Raw genomic sequence first — 15,304 nt, forward strand, 5'->3', positions numbered from 1 at the left:
AAGGCTGGGGCCTGTGGAGAGTCAATCCTGGATTACTGGCGCGTTCGGATCCGTGGGCTCCTCACTGCGATGCAACGCCACCTGGCGGATCGACAAACGAATCTCCGCCGGCAGCACGCGCTTGGCCGCACCTTCGGCCAGTTCACCGAGCAGCTCGTGATAGCTTAGCTTGCCCGCTTCATCGCGGCGCAGTACGTCGAGGTCGAGCATCGTCTGGATGAAGTGGCGGAACAGGCTCTTGTCGAAGAACTCCGGCGCGTTCAGCCCGTGCAGGATCGACAGGCGCTGGGCCATGACGGTGCAGAGGTCTTCCAGCTCTTCGGCGCTGATGCTGTTCTGGCCGCTGTTGAGCAGCAGCGAAACGGTCATGTAGAAGCGTTGCAAGGTCTGGGCGATGCTCTTCGATAGCAGCGTCAGCAGCACGAAATGCCGTGAACTTGGCGCAGGACGCAGGTACAGGTCTTTCTCGAAGCGCAGCAGGCCCTGCTCGACGAACGATTCGAGCCATTGGTCGACCACCGCGTCCAGTTCTTCCAGAGACCAGCGAATGAACAGCTCCGATTGCAGGTACGGGTACAACGCGCGGGTATAACGCAGGATCTGCTCGCGGCTCATGCGCGAGCTGCTTTGGAAGAAGCTCGCCAGCAGCGCCGGCAGGGCGAAGATATGGAGTACGTTGTTGCGGTAATAGGTCATCAGCACCGCGTTCTGCTCGTCCAGGTACAGGATCTTGCCCAGGGCATCGCTCTGTTCCGACAGCAGGTCCATGCCTTTGACATGTTCGATCAACGCCTGGCCGTCGCCCTCAGGCAGCGTGGTATGCGGTGAATACGGCACTTTGCGCAGCAACGCGAGGTACAAGTCCAGCACGCGGGCCATGGCCTGGTCGTCCAGGGCCAGGCGGCTGGTGGACAGCAGCGCCAGGGCGACAAGGTTGACCGGGTTGATGGCAGCGGCTTCGTTCAGGTGCCGCGCCACGCGTTCGCCGAGGCGGTGGGTGGTTGCGTTGAGCCAGGCTGGTTTGAATTGCGGACCCAGTTCCTGTTGGCGCCAATCGGGCTGTTCGCCGTCGAGGAATTCCGCCAGCTTGATCGGCTCGCCGAAGTTCACCGCCACTTGGCCGAAGCGCTGCTTGAGGGCGCCGATGACCTTGAAGATATCGAAGATCGACTCCTTCTTCTTGCTCGCGCCGCGCAGTTCGCCCAGGTAGGTGCGGCCTTCCAGCACGCGCTCATAACCGATGTACACCGGCACGAACACGATGGGCATGCGCGACGAGCGCAGGAAGCTGCGCAAGGTGATGGCGAGCATGCCGGTCTTGGGCTGCAGCATGCGCCCGGTGCGCGAGCGGCCACCTTCGACGAAATACTCCACCGGGAAGCCCTTGGTGAACAGCGTGTGCAGGTATTCATTGAAAACGGCGGTGTAGAGCGGGTTGCCCTTGAACGTGCGGCGCATGAAGAACGCCCCGCCACGGCGCAGCAGGCTGCCGATCACCGGCATGTTCAGGTTGATGCCCGCGGCGATGTGCGGTGGCGTGAGGCCGTTGCGAAACAGCAGGTACGACAGCAGCAGGTAGTCGATATGGCTACGGTGGCACGGCACGTAGATGACTTCGTGGCCCTGGGCGACGTTCTGCACGCCTTCGATGTGGTTGACCTTGATGCCATCGTAGATCTTGTTCCAGAACCAGCTCAGCACCACTTCCAGGAAACGGATCGCGGTGTAGGTGTAGTCCGAGGCGATCTCGTTGCCGTAGCGCAGGGCCTGGGCCTTGGCTTTTTCCGGAGAAATCTTCTCCCGCTCGGCTTCTTCGGCAATGGCCTGCTTGACCAGCGGTTGGTTCAACAGGCCCTTGACCAGGTTGCGTCGATGGGAAATGTCAGGGCCGATGACCGCCGCTTTCAGGTTGCGGAAGTGGACCCGCAGGATCCGCTGGGCCATGCGCACGGTGCGTTCGTGGCCCTTGTCGTGCTCGATCAGCTCACGCAAGTGGATCGGCGCGGAGAACTGCACGCGGGTCTTGCGGCCCAGGATCATGATGCTCAGCAAGCGGCGCAGGCGTCCGGTGACCGCCCAGCTGTCGGCGAACAACAATTTCCAGGGGCTGGATTCGCTGTCGGGCGACTGGCCCCAGAACACACTGACCGGAATGATTTGCGCGTCTTCGGCAGCGTTGTGGGTCAGCACGTCGACCAGCCGCGTCAGGGTGGGCGGCGCTCCACGCTTGTCCTGGCGCCCGAGCCAGTCCGGCGCCGGCGTCAGGTAGAAGAATGCCGCCGGCTCCAGCAGGTTGCCCACCGAGACCGGCAGCACCGGGCGCGGCAGGCCGGCCTTGGTGCACTCGGTGTCGAGCACCGCGAGGTCGGTGAGCGAAGGATCTTGCAGGACGTAGAACACGGGACGACTGCGGTCGAGGTTGAGGGTAAAGGACGACTGGTTGATCGTCTCGGAGCGAACCCAGAGATACAACAGTCGGCGCAAGGTGCCAAACACAAGACGGCGGAACGGGGAGCGGGTCATACGGCTTCTGCATGAGTGAATGGGATGGCGCGGGCGCCAGTGTGCCGGATTCGTCGAAAATCGGCAAAAAAGCGCCGAAGTAAAGTCAGTTGAGAGTTTTTCCGGGTGTCATATACTCGGCCAGTTACTGCCCCGGCCTTCCACATCGACGACCGGACGGTGGCTAAGTTCGTACGGCTTTCCTGCGAAAAGCCGACTCAAAATAAAAATGGGAGTGAGCATCATGGCAGCACGCGAAACCGGCAATGTGAAGTGGTTCAACGACGCCAAGGGCTATGGCTTCATCCAGCGCGAAGGTGGCGCGGATGTGTTCGTGCATTACCGCGCGATCCGTGGCGAAGGCCACCGTTCACTGACCGAAGGCCAGCAGGTCGAGTACGCGGTCGTGGAAGGGCAGAAGGGCTTGCAGGCTGAGGATGTGGTGGGGTTGTAAGCCGCATTCACTGGCAACACAAAACCCAGTGTGGGAGCGAGCCTGCTCCCACAGTTTTGGATGGGGTGCCACCTGGTTCGTGCCCACCCCATATCCCCTGTGGGAGCGAGCTTGCTCGCGAAGACGGCGTTACATTCAACATCACCGTCTCAGGCAGACCGCTATCGCGAGCAAGCTCGCTCCCACATTGGCTCTTCGGTGGACTGGAGGTCAGCGTCACGCCGTCTTCCAGGTAATCTCTTCTTCCCCATCGGCGCTGATGCGAATCCAGCGGTCCGCTGATTCTTCGCCTTCTTCTTCCACCCAAGAACCGGGCGCGCAACGCACTTCGACGTTCAGTGCGGCGAAAGCGGCGCGGGCGCAGGCGATGTCGTCTTCCCACGGGGTCTGGTCGCTTTCCAGATATAGACTGTTCCATTTTCCTACGGCCTTGGGCAACCAGGTCACCGGAATGCCGCCGGCCTTGCATTTGTAGGTCTGGCCTTTCTGTACCCAGTCGCTGCACGGCCCCAGGGCTTCGCCGAGCCAGTGGGCGATGGCTTTGTGGTCGACGTCGGCGTCCTTCAGGTAAATCTCGATATCGGGTTGGCGCATGGATGTCCTCGCTGCGGTCTTGAAAAATCCATTCGCGGATTTAACTGGCCCCGGACAGTTGCCCGGGGCCCAAAGTAATTATTGAAGAATGAAATAATCGTAGCGCATCGACACCGTGACTTCGAACGGCTCGGCCTGCTCGATCACGCCGGCGCGGCGTTCGGCACTGGCGCGCCAGCCGTGGGGCGTCATCGCCAGCAGGTTGGCGCGGTCCTGCCCATTATCGAGCGTCAGTTTGAATTCGAGGGTTTCGCTGTGATCCAGCACCATGCCCGGCGGTACCAGGGCCAGGTGCTTGTCATCGGTGTATTCGCGGACTTCGTCGTACAGGCGCTCGCGCAACTCCATCAGGTGGCCGGCGGTAGGGCCGACTTTCATCAGGCCGCCGCCGGGGCTGAGCAGGCGCTTGGCCTCCTGCCAATCCAATGGGCTGAACACGCTGGCGAGGAACTGGCAGCAGCCGTCCGCCAACGGCACCCGGGCCATGCTGGCGATCAACCAGGTCAGCTGCGGGTTGCGCTTGCAGGCCCGTTTGATAGCTTCACGGGAAATGTCGAGGGCGTAGCCATCGGCATTGGGCAACGCTTCGGCGATTTGCGCGGTGTAGTAGCCTTCGCCGCAACCGATGTCGACCCAGCGCCCAGGTGCGCGTTCGGCGGCCAGTTCGGCCAGGCGCCGGGCGACCGGGGCGTAGTGGCCGGCATTGAGAAAGTCGCGGCGAGCTTCGACCATTGCCTGGTTGTCGCCGGGGTCGCGGCTGTTCTTGTGCTGCACCGGCAGCAGGTTCAGGTAACCCTGCCGCGCACGGTCGAAGCGATGCCCGGCGGGGCACACCACGCCGTTGTCCACCGCGTTCAGCGGTTCACTGCAGATCGGACAGGCAAGCATCAGGCGAGCAACTTGATCAGCGTCTTGTAGTAGATCTCGGTCAGCACGTCGAGATCGGCGGCCAGCACGCGTTCGTTGACCTGGTGGATGGTCGCGTTGACCGGCCCCAGCTCCACGACCTGCGTGCCCATGGTGGCGATGAAACGACCGTCGGAGGTGCCGCCGCTGGTGGAGGCTTTGGTCTCGCGGCCCGTCACGTCCTTGATGCTCGACGACACGGCGTCCAGCAAGGCACCCGGCTCGGTGAGGAAGGGCAGGCCGGACAAGGCCCAGTCGATGTGCCAGTCCAATTGATGCTTGTCGAGGATCGCGGCGACGCGCTGTTGCAGGCCTTCGACGGTGGATTCGGTGGAGAAGCGGAAGTTGAAGACCGCCTCCAGGTCGCCGGGGATCACGTTGGTCGCGCCGGTGCCGGAATTGAGGTTGGAGATCTGGAAGCTGGTTGGCGGGAAGAAATCATTGCCGTGGTCCCAGTGCTCGGCGGCCAGTTCGGCCAGGGCTGGCGCGGCGAGGTGGATCGGGTTCTTCGCCAGGTGTGGATAAGCCACGTGGCCTTGCTTGCCGCGCACGGTCAGCTTCGCGCCGAGGGAACCACGACGACCGTTCTTGACCACATCGCCCACCAGCGTGGTGCTCGACGGTTCGCCGACGATGCACCAGTCCAGGCGTTCCTGGCGGGCCTTGAGGCGTTCGACCACGGCTTTGGTGCCGTGGTGGGCCGGGCCTTCTTCATCGCTGGTGATCAGGAAGGTCAGCGAGCCCTTGTGGTCCGGGTAGTCGGCGACGAACCGTTCGGCCGCGACGACCATGGCCGCCAGGCTGCCTTTCATGTCCGCCGCGCCACGGCCGCAGAGCATGCCATGTTCGTCGATGACGGCATCGAACGGGTCGAGCTGCCAGGCCTGCACCGGGCCGGTCGGCACCACATCGGTGTGACCGGCGAAGCACAACACCGGGCCGTCATGCTTGCCATGGCTGGCCCAGAAGTTATCCACATCCTCGATGCGCATCGGCTCCAGTGTGAAACCGGCGTCGCCCAGGCGCTGCATCATCAGTTTCTGGCAATCGGCATCGGCCGGCGTCACGGACGGGCGGCGGATCAGGTCGCAGGCGAGTTGCAGGGTCGGCGAGAGGTCGGCGTGGGCCGTCATGTAAAACTCCGGGAATATTGTGTGAACGCAGGCTTGTACAGGCGCGGGCTGGCTCGCGCAAAATGGCGGTTATCTTATAGCAAAACGACCACCATGGGCCCCTGGCGTGGGACAGGTGGAACACAAAACCTGTGGGAGCGAGCTTGCTCGCGATGGCGGTGGATCAGTCGATACTCTATTGACTGGACTGACACCATCGCGAGCAAGCTCGCTCCCACAAGGGGGAATTGGTGGGGTTCAATTCGCGAACAGCTCGAATTGCTGTGGCAAAGCCCTATAATGCGCGCCGGTTTTTGGGGTTATGGTCATGAGTACAGAAGATCCACGGTTTGCCGGCATCGCCCGTTTGTATGGCATCGAAGGCCTGGCGCGCCTGCGGGCGGCCCATGTGGCGATTGTCGGTGTCGGTGGCGTCGGTTCCTGGGCGGCGGAAGCCATCGCCCGTTGCGGCGTGGGCGAGATCTCGCTGTTCGACCTGGACGACGTCTGCGTCAGCAACGCCAACCGCCAGTTACATGCGTTGGACAGCACTGTCGGCAAGCCCAAGGTCGAAGTGATGGCCGAGCGGCTGCGTGGCATCAATCCCGACTGCACGGTGCACGCAGTGGCGGACTTCGTGACCCGCGACACCATGGCCGAGTACATCACGCCGAACATCGATTGCGTGATCGACTGCATCGACAGCGTCAACGCCAAGGCCGCGCTGATCGCCTGGTGCAAGCGCCGCAAGATCCAGATCATCACCACCGGCGGTGCGGGCGGGCAGATCGACCCGACGCTTATCCAGGTCTGCGACTTGAACCGTACGTTCAACGATCCGCTGGCCTCCAAGGTGCGCTCGACCTTGCGCCGCGACTACGGCTTCTCCCGCACCGTGACCCGCCATTACAGCGTGCCTTGCGTGTTCTCCACCGAACAACTGCGCTACCCGAAACCGGACGGCAGTATTTGCTTGCAGAAGAGTTTTGTCGGCGACGGCGTCAAGCTTGACTGCGCCGGCGGGTTCGGCGCGGTGATGATGGTCACGGCGACATTCGGCATGGTCGCGGCGACCAAGGCTGTGGATAAGATTGTCGCGGGCGTGCGGCGACCGGCGGATCGGGTCAAGCCCGGGCGGTAATGCAACGCTGCTCACTAAGGGAGTGGTGAACCTGTGGCGAGGGAGCTTGCTCCCGCTGGACTCTGTAGGAGCTGCCGAAGGCTGCGATCTTTTGATCTTGATCTTTCGCATTAGATTCAAGTGTCAGGGAAAAGATCGCAGCCTCGTTTCACTCGACTGCTCCTACACAGCTCCTACGGGCGCACTCAAGCGGGAGCAAGCTCCCTCGCCACAGTTATTGCGTCAATTCGCGCATCCGCTTCAACACTGCATTCAACCCGTTGCTACGCGACGGCGACAACTGCCGCGACAATCCCAATTGATTGAACCAGTCCGGCAAGTCCACCTGCCGTAATTCTTCAGCGGACAAGCCATTGACCCGCGCCAGCAGCAACGCCACCAGGCCACGGATCAACCGCGCATCGCTGCTGGCGGAAAACTGCCAGTGGCCGTCCTGCAACTGACCCACCAACCACACCTGGCTTTCACAACCGCTGACAAGGTTGGCGTCGCACTTATCTTCATCGCTTAGCGGCGCCAGGCGCTCGCCCCATTGCATCAACAGCCGGGCGCGTTGTTCCCACCCGGCGGCGTCCTGGAAAATCTGCAGTGCGGCGACAGCATCGTCAGGCAGGTTCATCGCAGCATCTCCAGGGCCTGGTCCAGCGCCTCGAAGAAACGCTCGATATCGGCGGAATCGTTGTACAGCGCCAGCGACACCCGGATCGCCCCGGAAAGCTCGAGATGCTTGAACAACGGCATCGCGCAATGATGCCCGGCGCGCACGGCGATGCCTTGCTCGGTCAGCAGGTGCGCCAGGTCGGCGTTGTGGATGCCATCGACCACGAAGCTGACCAGCGCGCGTTGCGGACTGCCGACCAAACGCACGCCGTTGCGCGCCTGCAGACCGTGAAGTAGATAGTCGTGCAGGGCGGTTTCATGATCGATGACCGCCTGCCCGTCGAGACCGGACAGGTAATCCAGCGTCGCGCCCAAACCGATCACACTGGCGATAGGCGGTGTGCCAGCCTCGAAACCCAGTGGCGCCGGGCGGAAGGTGGCGCTGTGGTAATCGGCCTGCTGGACCATTTCGCCGCCAAACTGCCAATGACGCAGTTGACCCAGCGCTTCGCTGCGACCGAACAGCGCCCCCAGGCCTTCGGGGCCGTAGAGCTTGTGGCTGGAAAACACGTAGAAGTCGCAGCCCAGTGCCTCCACATCATGGCGGCCGTGGACCACGCCCTGGGCGCCATCGATGACCGTCAGCGCGCCCTGCGCCTTGGCCATCGCCAACAGCGCCGGCAACGGCTGCCAGGTGCCGAGGACGTTGGACAACTGGCTCACCGCCAACAGGCGCGTGCGCGGGCCGATCAGCTCGGCGGCGGCGCTCGTATCGATCACCCCATCGGCATCCAGCGGCAGCACCACCAGCGTCAACGCGCGACGCTCCGCCAGTTGCTGCCAGGGCAGCAGGTTGGCGTGATGTTCCAGGGCGCTGACGATGATCTCATCGCCCGGGTTGAACAGGTGTTCCAGCCCGTAGGCCAGCAGGTTCAGCGCCGAAGTCGCGCCGTGGGTGAAAACCACCTGCCCACAGTTCCCCGCGTTGAGCCATTGTGAAACCTTGAGGCGACTGTCTTCGAATGCCTGGGTGGCCAGGGCGCCGGGCAGGTGTTGAGCACGGTGTACGTTGGCCGCACCGTTGGCATAGTAATGCGCCAGCGCGTCGAGCAAGGCTTGGGGTTTTTGTGTGGTGGCGGCGTTGTCCAGATAGGTCTGGCCTTGCCTTTGCAGGGCGGCGATGGCCGGGAAATCGGCACGCCAGGGGGATTGAATCAACATGCTTGCGGGCCCTGCTGGAGTTACGCCGGACCCTGTGGGAGCGGGCTTTTTTGTGGGAGCCGAGCTTGCTCGCGATGAACGATGACGCGGTCTTGCAGTAAAACCGTGTCGCTGCCATCGCGAGCAAGCTCGGCTCCCACAGAAGCCTGCTCCCACAGGTGACTGTGTGAAGCCGCTTAGTTATGCGCGTGCAGTGCTTCGTTCAGCTCGATGGCCGACTTGTGCGTCTTGCATTCCACCGCGCCGGTTTCGGAATTGCGGCGGAACAACAGGTCAGGTTGGCCGGCCAGGTCGCGGGCCTTGACCACTTTCACCAACTGGTTGTTTTCATCCAGTAGGGCGACCTTGGTGCCAGCCGTTACGTACAGGCCCGACTCCACGGTGTTGCGGTCGCCCAGCGGGATGCCGATGCCGGCGTTCGCGCCGATCAGGCAGCCTTCGCCGACCTTGATCACGATGTTGCCGCCACCCGACAGGGTGCCCATGGTCGAGCAGCCGCCGCCCAGGTCCGAGCCCTTGCCGACGAACACGCCCGCCGAGACACGGCCTTCGATCATGCCCGGGCCTTCGGTGCCAGCGTTGAAGTTGACGAAACCTTCGTGCATGACTGTGGTGCCTTCGCCCACATAGGCGCCCAGGCGCAGACGCGCGGCATCGGCGATGCGCACACCGGCCGGGACCACGTAGTCGGTCATTTTCGGGAACTTGTCCACCGAGAACACTTCCAGCAACTCGCCACGCAGGCGGGCTTCGAGCTGGTGCTCGGCCAGTTCGGCCAGGTCGATCGCGCCTTGGCTGGTCCAGGCCACGTTCGGCAGCAGCGGGAAGATGCCGGCCAGGTTCAGGCCATGAGGCTTGACCAGGCGATGGGACAGCAGGTGCAGCTTGAGGTAGGCCTCAGGCGTGGAAGACAGTTGGGCATCTTCGGCCAGAAGGGTGGCGACCAGCGGCTTGTGGCTTTCGGCCAGGCGGGTCAACAGCGCGGCTTGGGTGGCGTCGACGTTGCGCAGTGCTTCAGCCAGTTGGGACGCCTGGGCGGTGGTGAAGGTGATGGCCTGGTTGCCTTCGCTGTAGCCCAGGATCGGGGCGATGGCTGCGACGATCTCTGCCGACGGCTTGAGCAGTGGCTGCGCGTAGAAGACTTCCAGCCAGGCGCCTTCACGGTTTTGGGTGCCGACGCCGAAGGCCAGGCTGAACAGGGTAGTGGACATGGAATTACCTCTACAAAATGGACTGGGCAGGCTTACTTGATTTCTGCCGCATAAATATCTGGCTTGAAGCCAATCAGGGTTCGGTCACCGAGATCGAGCACCGGGCGCTTGATCATCGAGGGTTGGGCGAGCATCAGTTCGATGGCTTTCGTCTGGTCGAGATCGGCTTTGCGTTCGTCGTCGAGTTTGCGAAAGGTCGTACCGGCACGGTTCAACACCACTTGCCAGCCATGCTCGTTGCACCATTGGGTCAGGTGCTCACGGTCGATGCCGGCAGTTTTGTAATCGTGAAAGTCATAGGGCACCGCGTGCTCATCGAGCCAGGTGCGGGCTTTTTTCATCGTATCGCAGGCTTTGATGCCGAAAAGCTGTAAGTGCTTGTTTTCATTGGGCATGAGTGCTCCCCCAAAACGTTCCCGGTATCGTCCTGAAAATCAGCCGACGATTATGCCACGTCGTTCCTTTCAGTGCCTTGACTGTCGCGACGGATCGGACGAGGCGGAACCGATCGGAAGGCGGTGGCCACACAGCACAGGTAGACCCAGCACTTTCCACACAAGAGACCCCGCCCATGGATTCCATCTCCCTGACACCCTTCCATCCACTGACGGATCAAACTGAAGAAACACTCCCGCCCCCTTCAACGACGTCGACCACCGGGACCACTGCGGCCATCGCGATCGGCCCAGTCACGGCTGAACAGGACCTGGCCAATCGGACGGTCGCCATCAAGGCCCAGCTCACCCGGGTATTCGAGCCCCATATGAACGGCGCCAATCGCGAGGCCTTCGAAGCACTGATCGACGATCGTTCCCGGACCTTGGCCAATGACGGCGAAACCGCGGAAAGCGTCGACGCCGTGCTCACCAAGGGCTCGCGCCTGGATCGCGCAGCCCATGACACCGTTGGATTCCTCCGTTCGGTTCCCTTCGGCGCGGCGTCCATCGCGCTGGACTTCGCCCCGGCGGTGACCGGCAATGGCTCGATTACCGCGCCGTTGGCGCTGTCGGCGATTGCCGGCCTGGTCAGCAGCGCCGCCGACACGGTCGGCAATGGCCTGATGAAGCGAGCCACCAGCGATACCCAGTGGCTGGTGGCCGACAATGCCGAGCTGGAGCCGGTCATGCAGGAAGCCGCCCAGGCAGTGAAGCCGAGCCTGACGACCCAGGCTGTCGAAGGCAGCCTGACCTTCCAGACCTTCACCGCCCGAAACGTCTTGCGCACAGTGGTCCAACCCGTGGTGACAAAAACGGTCGATGCGCAAACGGGCAGCAAGGTGGACTCGGTGATGGCGGCTGTCGGTTCCCCGCTTTCCGGCATGGCGGCCTATGACTTGCAACATTCCATCGATAAATCGAAACACCGGATTGGCCCGGAATACCTGTTGGGGCGCCAGGACTGGCATCAGCGCTACAAGGATCTCAAGAATTATGGCGTAGGAAGTGCGGCGATGGGGATTGCCAAGCGGGTCGGCAGCCTGCCGCTGGACGCGATGCGCGATGGCAGCAAATCGCTGCAAGCCTTGGTGACGCCGACGGGCTTGGTCAGTGGGCTCGGCGCGTTGGCCGGCGGTATTACTGCGATCGGCATGGCCCAGACCGCCGCTGTCAACGCGGCCAGGAACGCCGGGATTTCGCCTGCGGGGGTTGCGGCGGCGGGCAAGGCGACCGTCACCGCCACCATGGCCCCGGTGCTCGCCGCCTGGGTGACCACGGCGGTGATGACGCAGCCGTTGGCGGACAAGGCGTCCGCTGCGTTGGACAGGCTATCCGCCGGTCCCGCTCATCCGGATGAGCTGCAGGGAATGTTGCCTTTGGTTGAAACGCCGGTGGCCGAACACGTCGAGGAAGAGAGCGACAATGAGGGTGACAGCATCGATTTTGTCTCGGCCCGCTCGACCCTCAGTGCCGCCGAGCGAGCGGTTTAGCGTTGATTGATTGCCGGTCGCCCCTGCCGCGTGGAGGTTAGGGGCGGCCGACGGACGATGGCGCATTGTTGTCGCTGAGGTGCGACCAATGTGCAAAGGCAGTGGTTCACCTTGGCAGATAATATGGCACTTCAACGGCAAGCTGTTGCCGGAGATGTGTATGGCTGTCATTGGAAGTCCGTTATGCAAAGCGCCTATACCGTCCTGATCCTGTTGATGCTGGTGGGCGTGTCGCGCCTGATCGGACGGCTGGTCCCGCTGCCGTTGCCCCTGGTGCAGATCGGCGCCGGTGCCGTGCTGGCCTGGCCCTCGCTGGGGTTGCACGTGGCGCTGGATCCCGAGTTGTTCCTGTTTCTGTTCCTGCCGCCGCTGCTGTTCTCAGATGGTTGGCGCATGCCCAAGCGTGAGCTTTGGCGCCTGCGGGGGCCGATCCTGACGCTGGCGGTCGGTTTGGTGCTGTTCACGGTCGTTGGGGCGGGGTATTTCATTCATTGGTTGCTGCCCGGTATCCCGTTGCCGGTGGCGTTTGCCCTGGCGGCGGTGTTGTCGCCGACCGACGCCGTGGCGGTCTCGGCAATTGCCCGGGACCGCTTGCCCGCCCCGCTGATGCACATGCTTCAGGGCGAGGCGTTGATGAACGATGCGTCGGGCCTGGTGACCTTCAAGTTCGCCCTGGCAGCGGCGATCACCGGCGTGTTTTCCCTGGCGGGTGCGAGCCTGGCCTTTGTCCTGGTGGCGGTTGGCGGCCTGTTGGTGGGCGTGGCCCTGAGTTGGCTGGTGGGCCGCTTGCGGGCCTGGATGATTGCCCGGGGCTGGGATGATCCGGCTACCCACGTGGTGTTCATGTTGTTACTGCCGTTTGCCGCCTATGTGCTGGCTGAACGCTTGGGTGCCTCGGGGATTCTCTCGGCGGTGGCGGCGGGGATGATGCAGAGCTGGCTTGATCTGCTGCCCCGCCAGACCGGCACCCGCCTGCTCAATCGCAGCGTCTGGTCGCTGTTGGAGTTTGCCTTCAATGGCTTGATCTTCCTGCTGCTGGGCTTGCAACTGCCGGACATCATCAAGGCCGTGACCAGCCATGAGCCGACGTTGTGGCCAACGCTGTTTTATCGCTGCCTGGACGTAGTGGCGATTTTCCTGGTGCTGTTGGTGCTGCGGTTTGTCTGGGTGCAAAGCATCTGGCGCGTGTCCGGGCTGTTGCGTCGTTGGCGCGGTGAGCGCGAACTGACCCTGGTGCCGACGGCGCGTTCCTGCTGGTTGTTGACCTTCGGCGGGGTGCGTGGGGCGGTGACGCTGGCGGGCGTGCTGTCGGTGCCGTTGTTGTTGAGCGCCGGTGTTGAATTCCCGGAGCGAGACTTGCTGATCTTCATCGCCGCCGGGGTGATTCTGTTGTCGCTGATCGCGGCCTGCATCGCCCTGCCATTGCTGCTGCGAGGTATCGAGAAAAGCCCCGACGACAAACGCCGCAACGAGGTCCGCGAGGCCTGGCGCAAAACCGCTGAAGCGGCGATCCATGCGTTGGAAATCGAAGAGGCAAGCGCTGCGCCTGATGCGGCCCAGGCTGCGCTGGCGACCGAGGTCAAGGCCCGGCTGATGTCCGAATATCGCCATCAGCTCGAGGTGTTCAACGACTCCGCCGAAGCCCAGGCGCTGGCGTTCGAAATGGATTTGCTGGAACGTCGGCTGCGGTTGAAGGCCTATCGGGCGCAGCGACTGGAGTTGTATCGACTTAGTCGGCATCACCAGATTGGCGACGATGTGTTGCGGGAGGTGCTGGGGGAGCTGGATTTGGCGGAGGCGAATTTGGGGTTGGGGAAATAGCAGTCACGGCGCAAAGCTAATTGTGGCGAGGGAGCTTGCTCCCGCTGGGTTCTGTAGGAGCTGGCGAAGCCTGCGATCTTTTGATCCTTCGCTCAGACTCAATTGGCAGTGAAAAAAATCGCAGCCTCGCTTCGCTCGTCAGCTCCTACAGATCCAGCGGGAGCAAGCTCCCTCGCCACAGGGATCGTGGTCTGTCAGACGTGTCGAAGTTTCCGACAAGTTTTTAAGGTTGTCCGTCGGAAGCGGGAGCTCGCTCCCACAAGGGCTGGTGTCGATCACGAGTTCTGTGAACACATCCACCCACTGTGGGAGCGAGCCTGCTCGCGATAAATTGAAAGACAACCACAAAATCCCGACAGAACACTGAACCTGTGGCGAGGGAGCTTGCTCCCGCTGGGCTCTGTAGGCGCTGGCGAAGCCTGCGATCTTTTGATCCTTCGCTCAGACTCAATTGGCAGTGAAAAAAATCGCAGCCTCGCTTCGCTCGTCAGCTCCTACAGATCCAGCGGGAGCAAGCTCCCTCGCCACAACAGCGGTCCGCTTCAGTGCGATATAGCCATCAACCCCGACGCTGGATGAATGCGCGGATCCGCTCCGCCGCTTCCACACACTCCGCCAATGGCGCGACCAGGGCCATGCGCACGCGACCGGCGCCTGGGTTGACGCCGTCCACGTCGCGGGACAGGTACGAGCCTGGGACGACGGTCACGTGTTCCTGTTCGAACAGGTCACGGCAGAAGGCTGCGTCATCGCCCGCCACGTTCGGCCACAGGTAGAAGCTGCCGTCGGGGCGTTGCACGTCCAGCACTGGGCTGAGGATGTCCAATACGGCGTCGAATTTTTCCCGGTACAGCGCACGGTTGGCCCGCACGTGGACTTCGTCGTTCCACGCGGCGATGCTTGCCAGTTGAGTCTGAACCGGCATCGCGCAGCCGTGATAGGTGCGGTACAGCAGGAAGCCCTTGAGGATATCCGCGTCGCCAGTCACGAAGCCGGAGCGCAGGCCGGGCAGGTTGGAGCGCTTGGACAGGCTGTGGAACACCACGCAACGCTTGAAGTCCTTGCGGCCCAGTTCGACGCAGGCGGTAAGCAGGCCTGGCGGCGGGGTTTGTTCGTCGAAGTAGAGCTCGCTGTAGCACTCGTCCGAGGCGATGACGAAGTCATGTTCATCCGCCAGGGCGATGAGTTTCTTCAGCACGTCCACCGGAATCAGCGCGCCGGTCGGGTTGCCGGGGGAGCACAGGAACAGGATCTGGCAGCGTTTCCAGATATCCGGCGAGACGGCATCGAAATCCGGGTTGAAGCCGTTGGCATCCAGGCACGGCAGGTAGTGCGGCTTGGCCCCGGCCAGGAACGCCGCGCCTTCGTAGATCTGGTAGAACGGGTTCGGGCTTACCACCAGGGCGTCGTCGCCACGGTTGACCACGGTCTGGGTGAAGGCGAACAAGGCTTCGCGGGTGCCATTGACCGGCAGCACGTGGCGCGCCGGGTCGAGCCAACCGTTCGGTACATTGAAGCGACGCTCGCACCAGCCAGTGATGGCTTCACGCAGTTCCGGAATACCGAGGGTGGTCGGGTACACCGCCATTTTTTCCAGATTGCTGGCCAAGGCCTCGGCCACGAAGCTCGGCGAACGATGCTTGGGCTCGCCGATCGACAGCGCGATTGGGCGCTTGTCCGGGTTGGGCGTGACGCTGCCGAGCAGGGCGCGGAGTTTCTCGAACGGGTAGGGCTGGAGCTGGTTCAGAGCGTTGTTCATCGGGGGCCTCGTCAATGTGGGCACTGCCCTCTGTGGGAGCGAGCTTGCTCGCGATA

General features: G+C 62.8%; 13 protein-coding genes. 4 read left to right on the top strand and 9 right to left on the bottom strand.

Translation table 11 applies throughout. The features are described from left to right. Positions 1–21: 21 nt before the first annotated feature. The gene (gene plsB, locus M8Q45_RS02735; RefSeq protein WP_249873482.1) at positions 22–2,523 is read right to left on the bottom strand and encodes a glycerol-3-phosphate 1-O-acyltransferase PlsB; all 2,502 of its coding nucleotides are present in this window, start codon (positions 2,521–2,523) and stop codon (positions 22–24) included. A 223-nt stretch (positions 2,524–2,746) separates the two neighbouring features. Here plsB and M8Q45_RS02740 point away from each other — a divergent pair, with 223 nt between their 5' ends. Continuing rightward, complete coding sequence (locus M8Q45_RS02740) at positions 2,747–2,956, top strand: cold-shock protein (protein WP_003184959.1); 210 nt, start codon at positions 2,747–2,749, stop codon at positions 2,954–2,956. A gap of 216 nt (positions 2,957–3,172) precedes the next feature. Here the strand turns inward: M8Q45_RS02740 and M8Q45_RS02745 are convergent, their stop codons facing one another. The 3 genes from M8Q45_RS02745 to dapE form a co-directional block, all read right to left on the bottom strand. Next, complete coding sequence (locus M8Q45_RS02745; protein ID WP_039592001.1) at positions 3,173–3,550, bottom strand: hypothetical protein; 378 nt, start codon at positions 3,548–3,550, stop codon at positions 3,173–3,175. A gap of 78 nt (positions 3,551–3,628) precedes the next feature. Then, positions 3,629–4,438 (bottom strand): putative RNA methyltransferase, encoded by an 810-nt coding sequence (locus M8Q45_RS02750; RefSeq protein ID WP_249873483.1) that lies wholly within the window; start codon positions 4,436–4,438, stop codon positions 3,629–3,631. Further along, positions 4,438–5,589 carry a succinyl-diaminopimelate desuccinylase gene (gene dapE, locus M8Q45_RS02755; RefSeq protein WP_249873484.1) on the bottom strand — a complete coding sequence of 384 codons (1,152 nt, stop codon included), beginning with the start codon at positions 5,587–5,589 and terminating at the stop codon, positions 4,438–4,440. Before dapE ends, M8Q45_RS02750 begins: the two co-directional genes overlap by 1 nt. A 301-nt stretch (positions 5,590–5,890) precedes the next feature. On the opposite strand from dapE, the gene tcdA reads away from it, so the two are divergent. Beyond that, positions 5,891–6,709: a tRNA cyclic N6-threonylcarbamoyladenosine(37) synthase TcdA gene (gene tcdA, locus M8Q45_RS02760; RefSeq protein WP_249873485.1), complete on the top strand. Its 819-nt coding sequence runs from the start codon at positions 5,891–5,893 to the stop codon at positions 6,707–6,709. Positions 6,710–6,923: 214 nt separating this feature from the next. Here tcdA and M8Q45_RS02765 read toward each other — a convergent pair whose 3' ends face one another. The 4 genes from M8Q45_RS02765 to M8Q45_RS02780 form a co-directional block, all read right to left on the bottom strand. After that, positions 6,924–7,328, bottom strand: coding sequence for a SufE family protein (locus tag M8Q45_RS02765; protein ID WP_249873486.1), 405 nt, complete (start codon positions 7,326–7,328; stop codon positions 6,924–6,926). Further along, positions 7,325–8,530, bottom strand: coding sequence for an aminotransferase class V-fold PLP-dependent enzyme (locus M8Q45_RS02770; protein WP_249873487.1), 1,206 nt, complete (start codon positions 8,528–8,530; stop codon positions 7,325–7,327). The genes M8Q45_RS02765 and M8Q45_RS02770 overlap by 4 nt, the downstream gene beginning before the upstream one ends. Before the next feature lie 176 nt (positions 8,531–8,706). Continuing rightward, positions 8,707–9,741 (bottom strand): 2,3,4,5-tetrahydropyridine-2,6-dicarboxylate N-succinyltransferase, encoded by a 1,035-nt coding sequence (gene dapD / locus M8Q45_RS02775; protein ID WP_249873488.1) that lies wholly within the window; start codon positions 9,739–9,741, stop codon positions 8,707–8,709. Between the two features lie 32 nt (positions 9,742–9,773). After that, entirely contained in the window at positions 9,774–10,136 is a 363-nt protein-coding gene (locus M8Q45_RS02780) for an ArsC family reductase (protein WP_249873489.1), read from the bottom strand. 176 nt (positions 10,137–10,312) lie between these two features. Between M8Q45_RS02780 and M8Q45_RS02785 the strand changes: the two genes are divergently transcribed. After that, complete coding sequence (locus tag M8Q45_RS02785; RefSeq protein ID WP_249873490.1) at positions 10,313–11,668, top strand: type III effector protein RopAA; 1,356 nt, start codon at positions 10,313–10,315, stop codon at positions 11,666–11,668. 183 nt (positions 11,669–11,851) lie between these two features. Further along, positions 11,852–13,489, top strand: a complete 1,638-nt coding sequence (locus M8Q45_RS02790; RefSeq protein WP_249873491.1) for a Na+/H+ antiporter — start codon at positions 11,852–11,854, stop codon at positions 13,487–13,489. 559 nt (positions 13,490–14,048) lie between these two features. Here M8Q45_RS02790 and dapC read toward each other — a convergent pair. Beyond that, positions 14,049–15,248 (bottom strand): succinyldiaminopimelate transaminase, encoded by a 1,200-nt coding sequence (gene dapC, locus M8Q45_RS02795; RefSeq protein WP_249873492.1) that lies wholly within the window; start codon positions 15,246–15,248, stop codon positions 14,049–14,051. Positions 15,249–15,304 lie beyond the last annotated feature (56 nt).

It is taken from the genome of Pseudomonas sp. T1.Ur (assembly GCF_023516725.1).
In the GTDB taxonomy this organism is placed as follows: domain Bacteria; phylum Pseudomonadota; class Gammaproteobacteria; order Pseudomonadales; family Pseudomonadaceae; genus Aquipseudomonas; species Aquipseudomonas alvandae.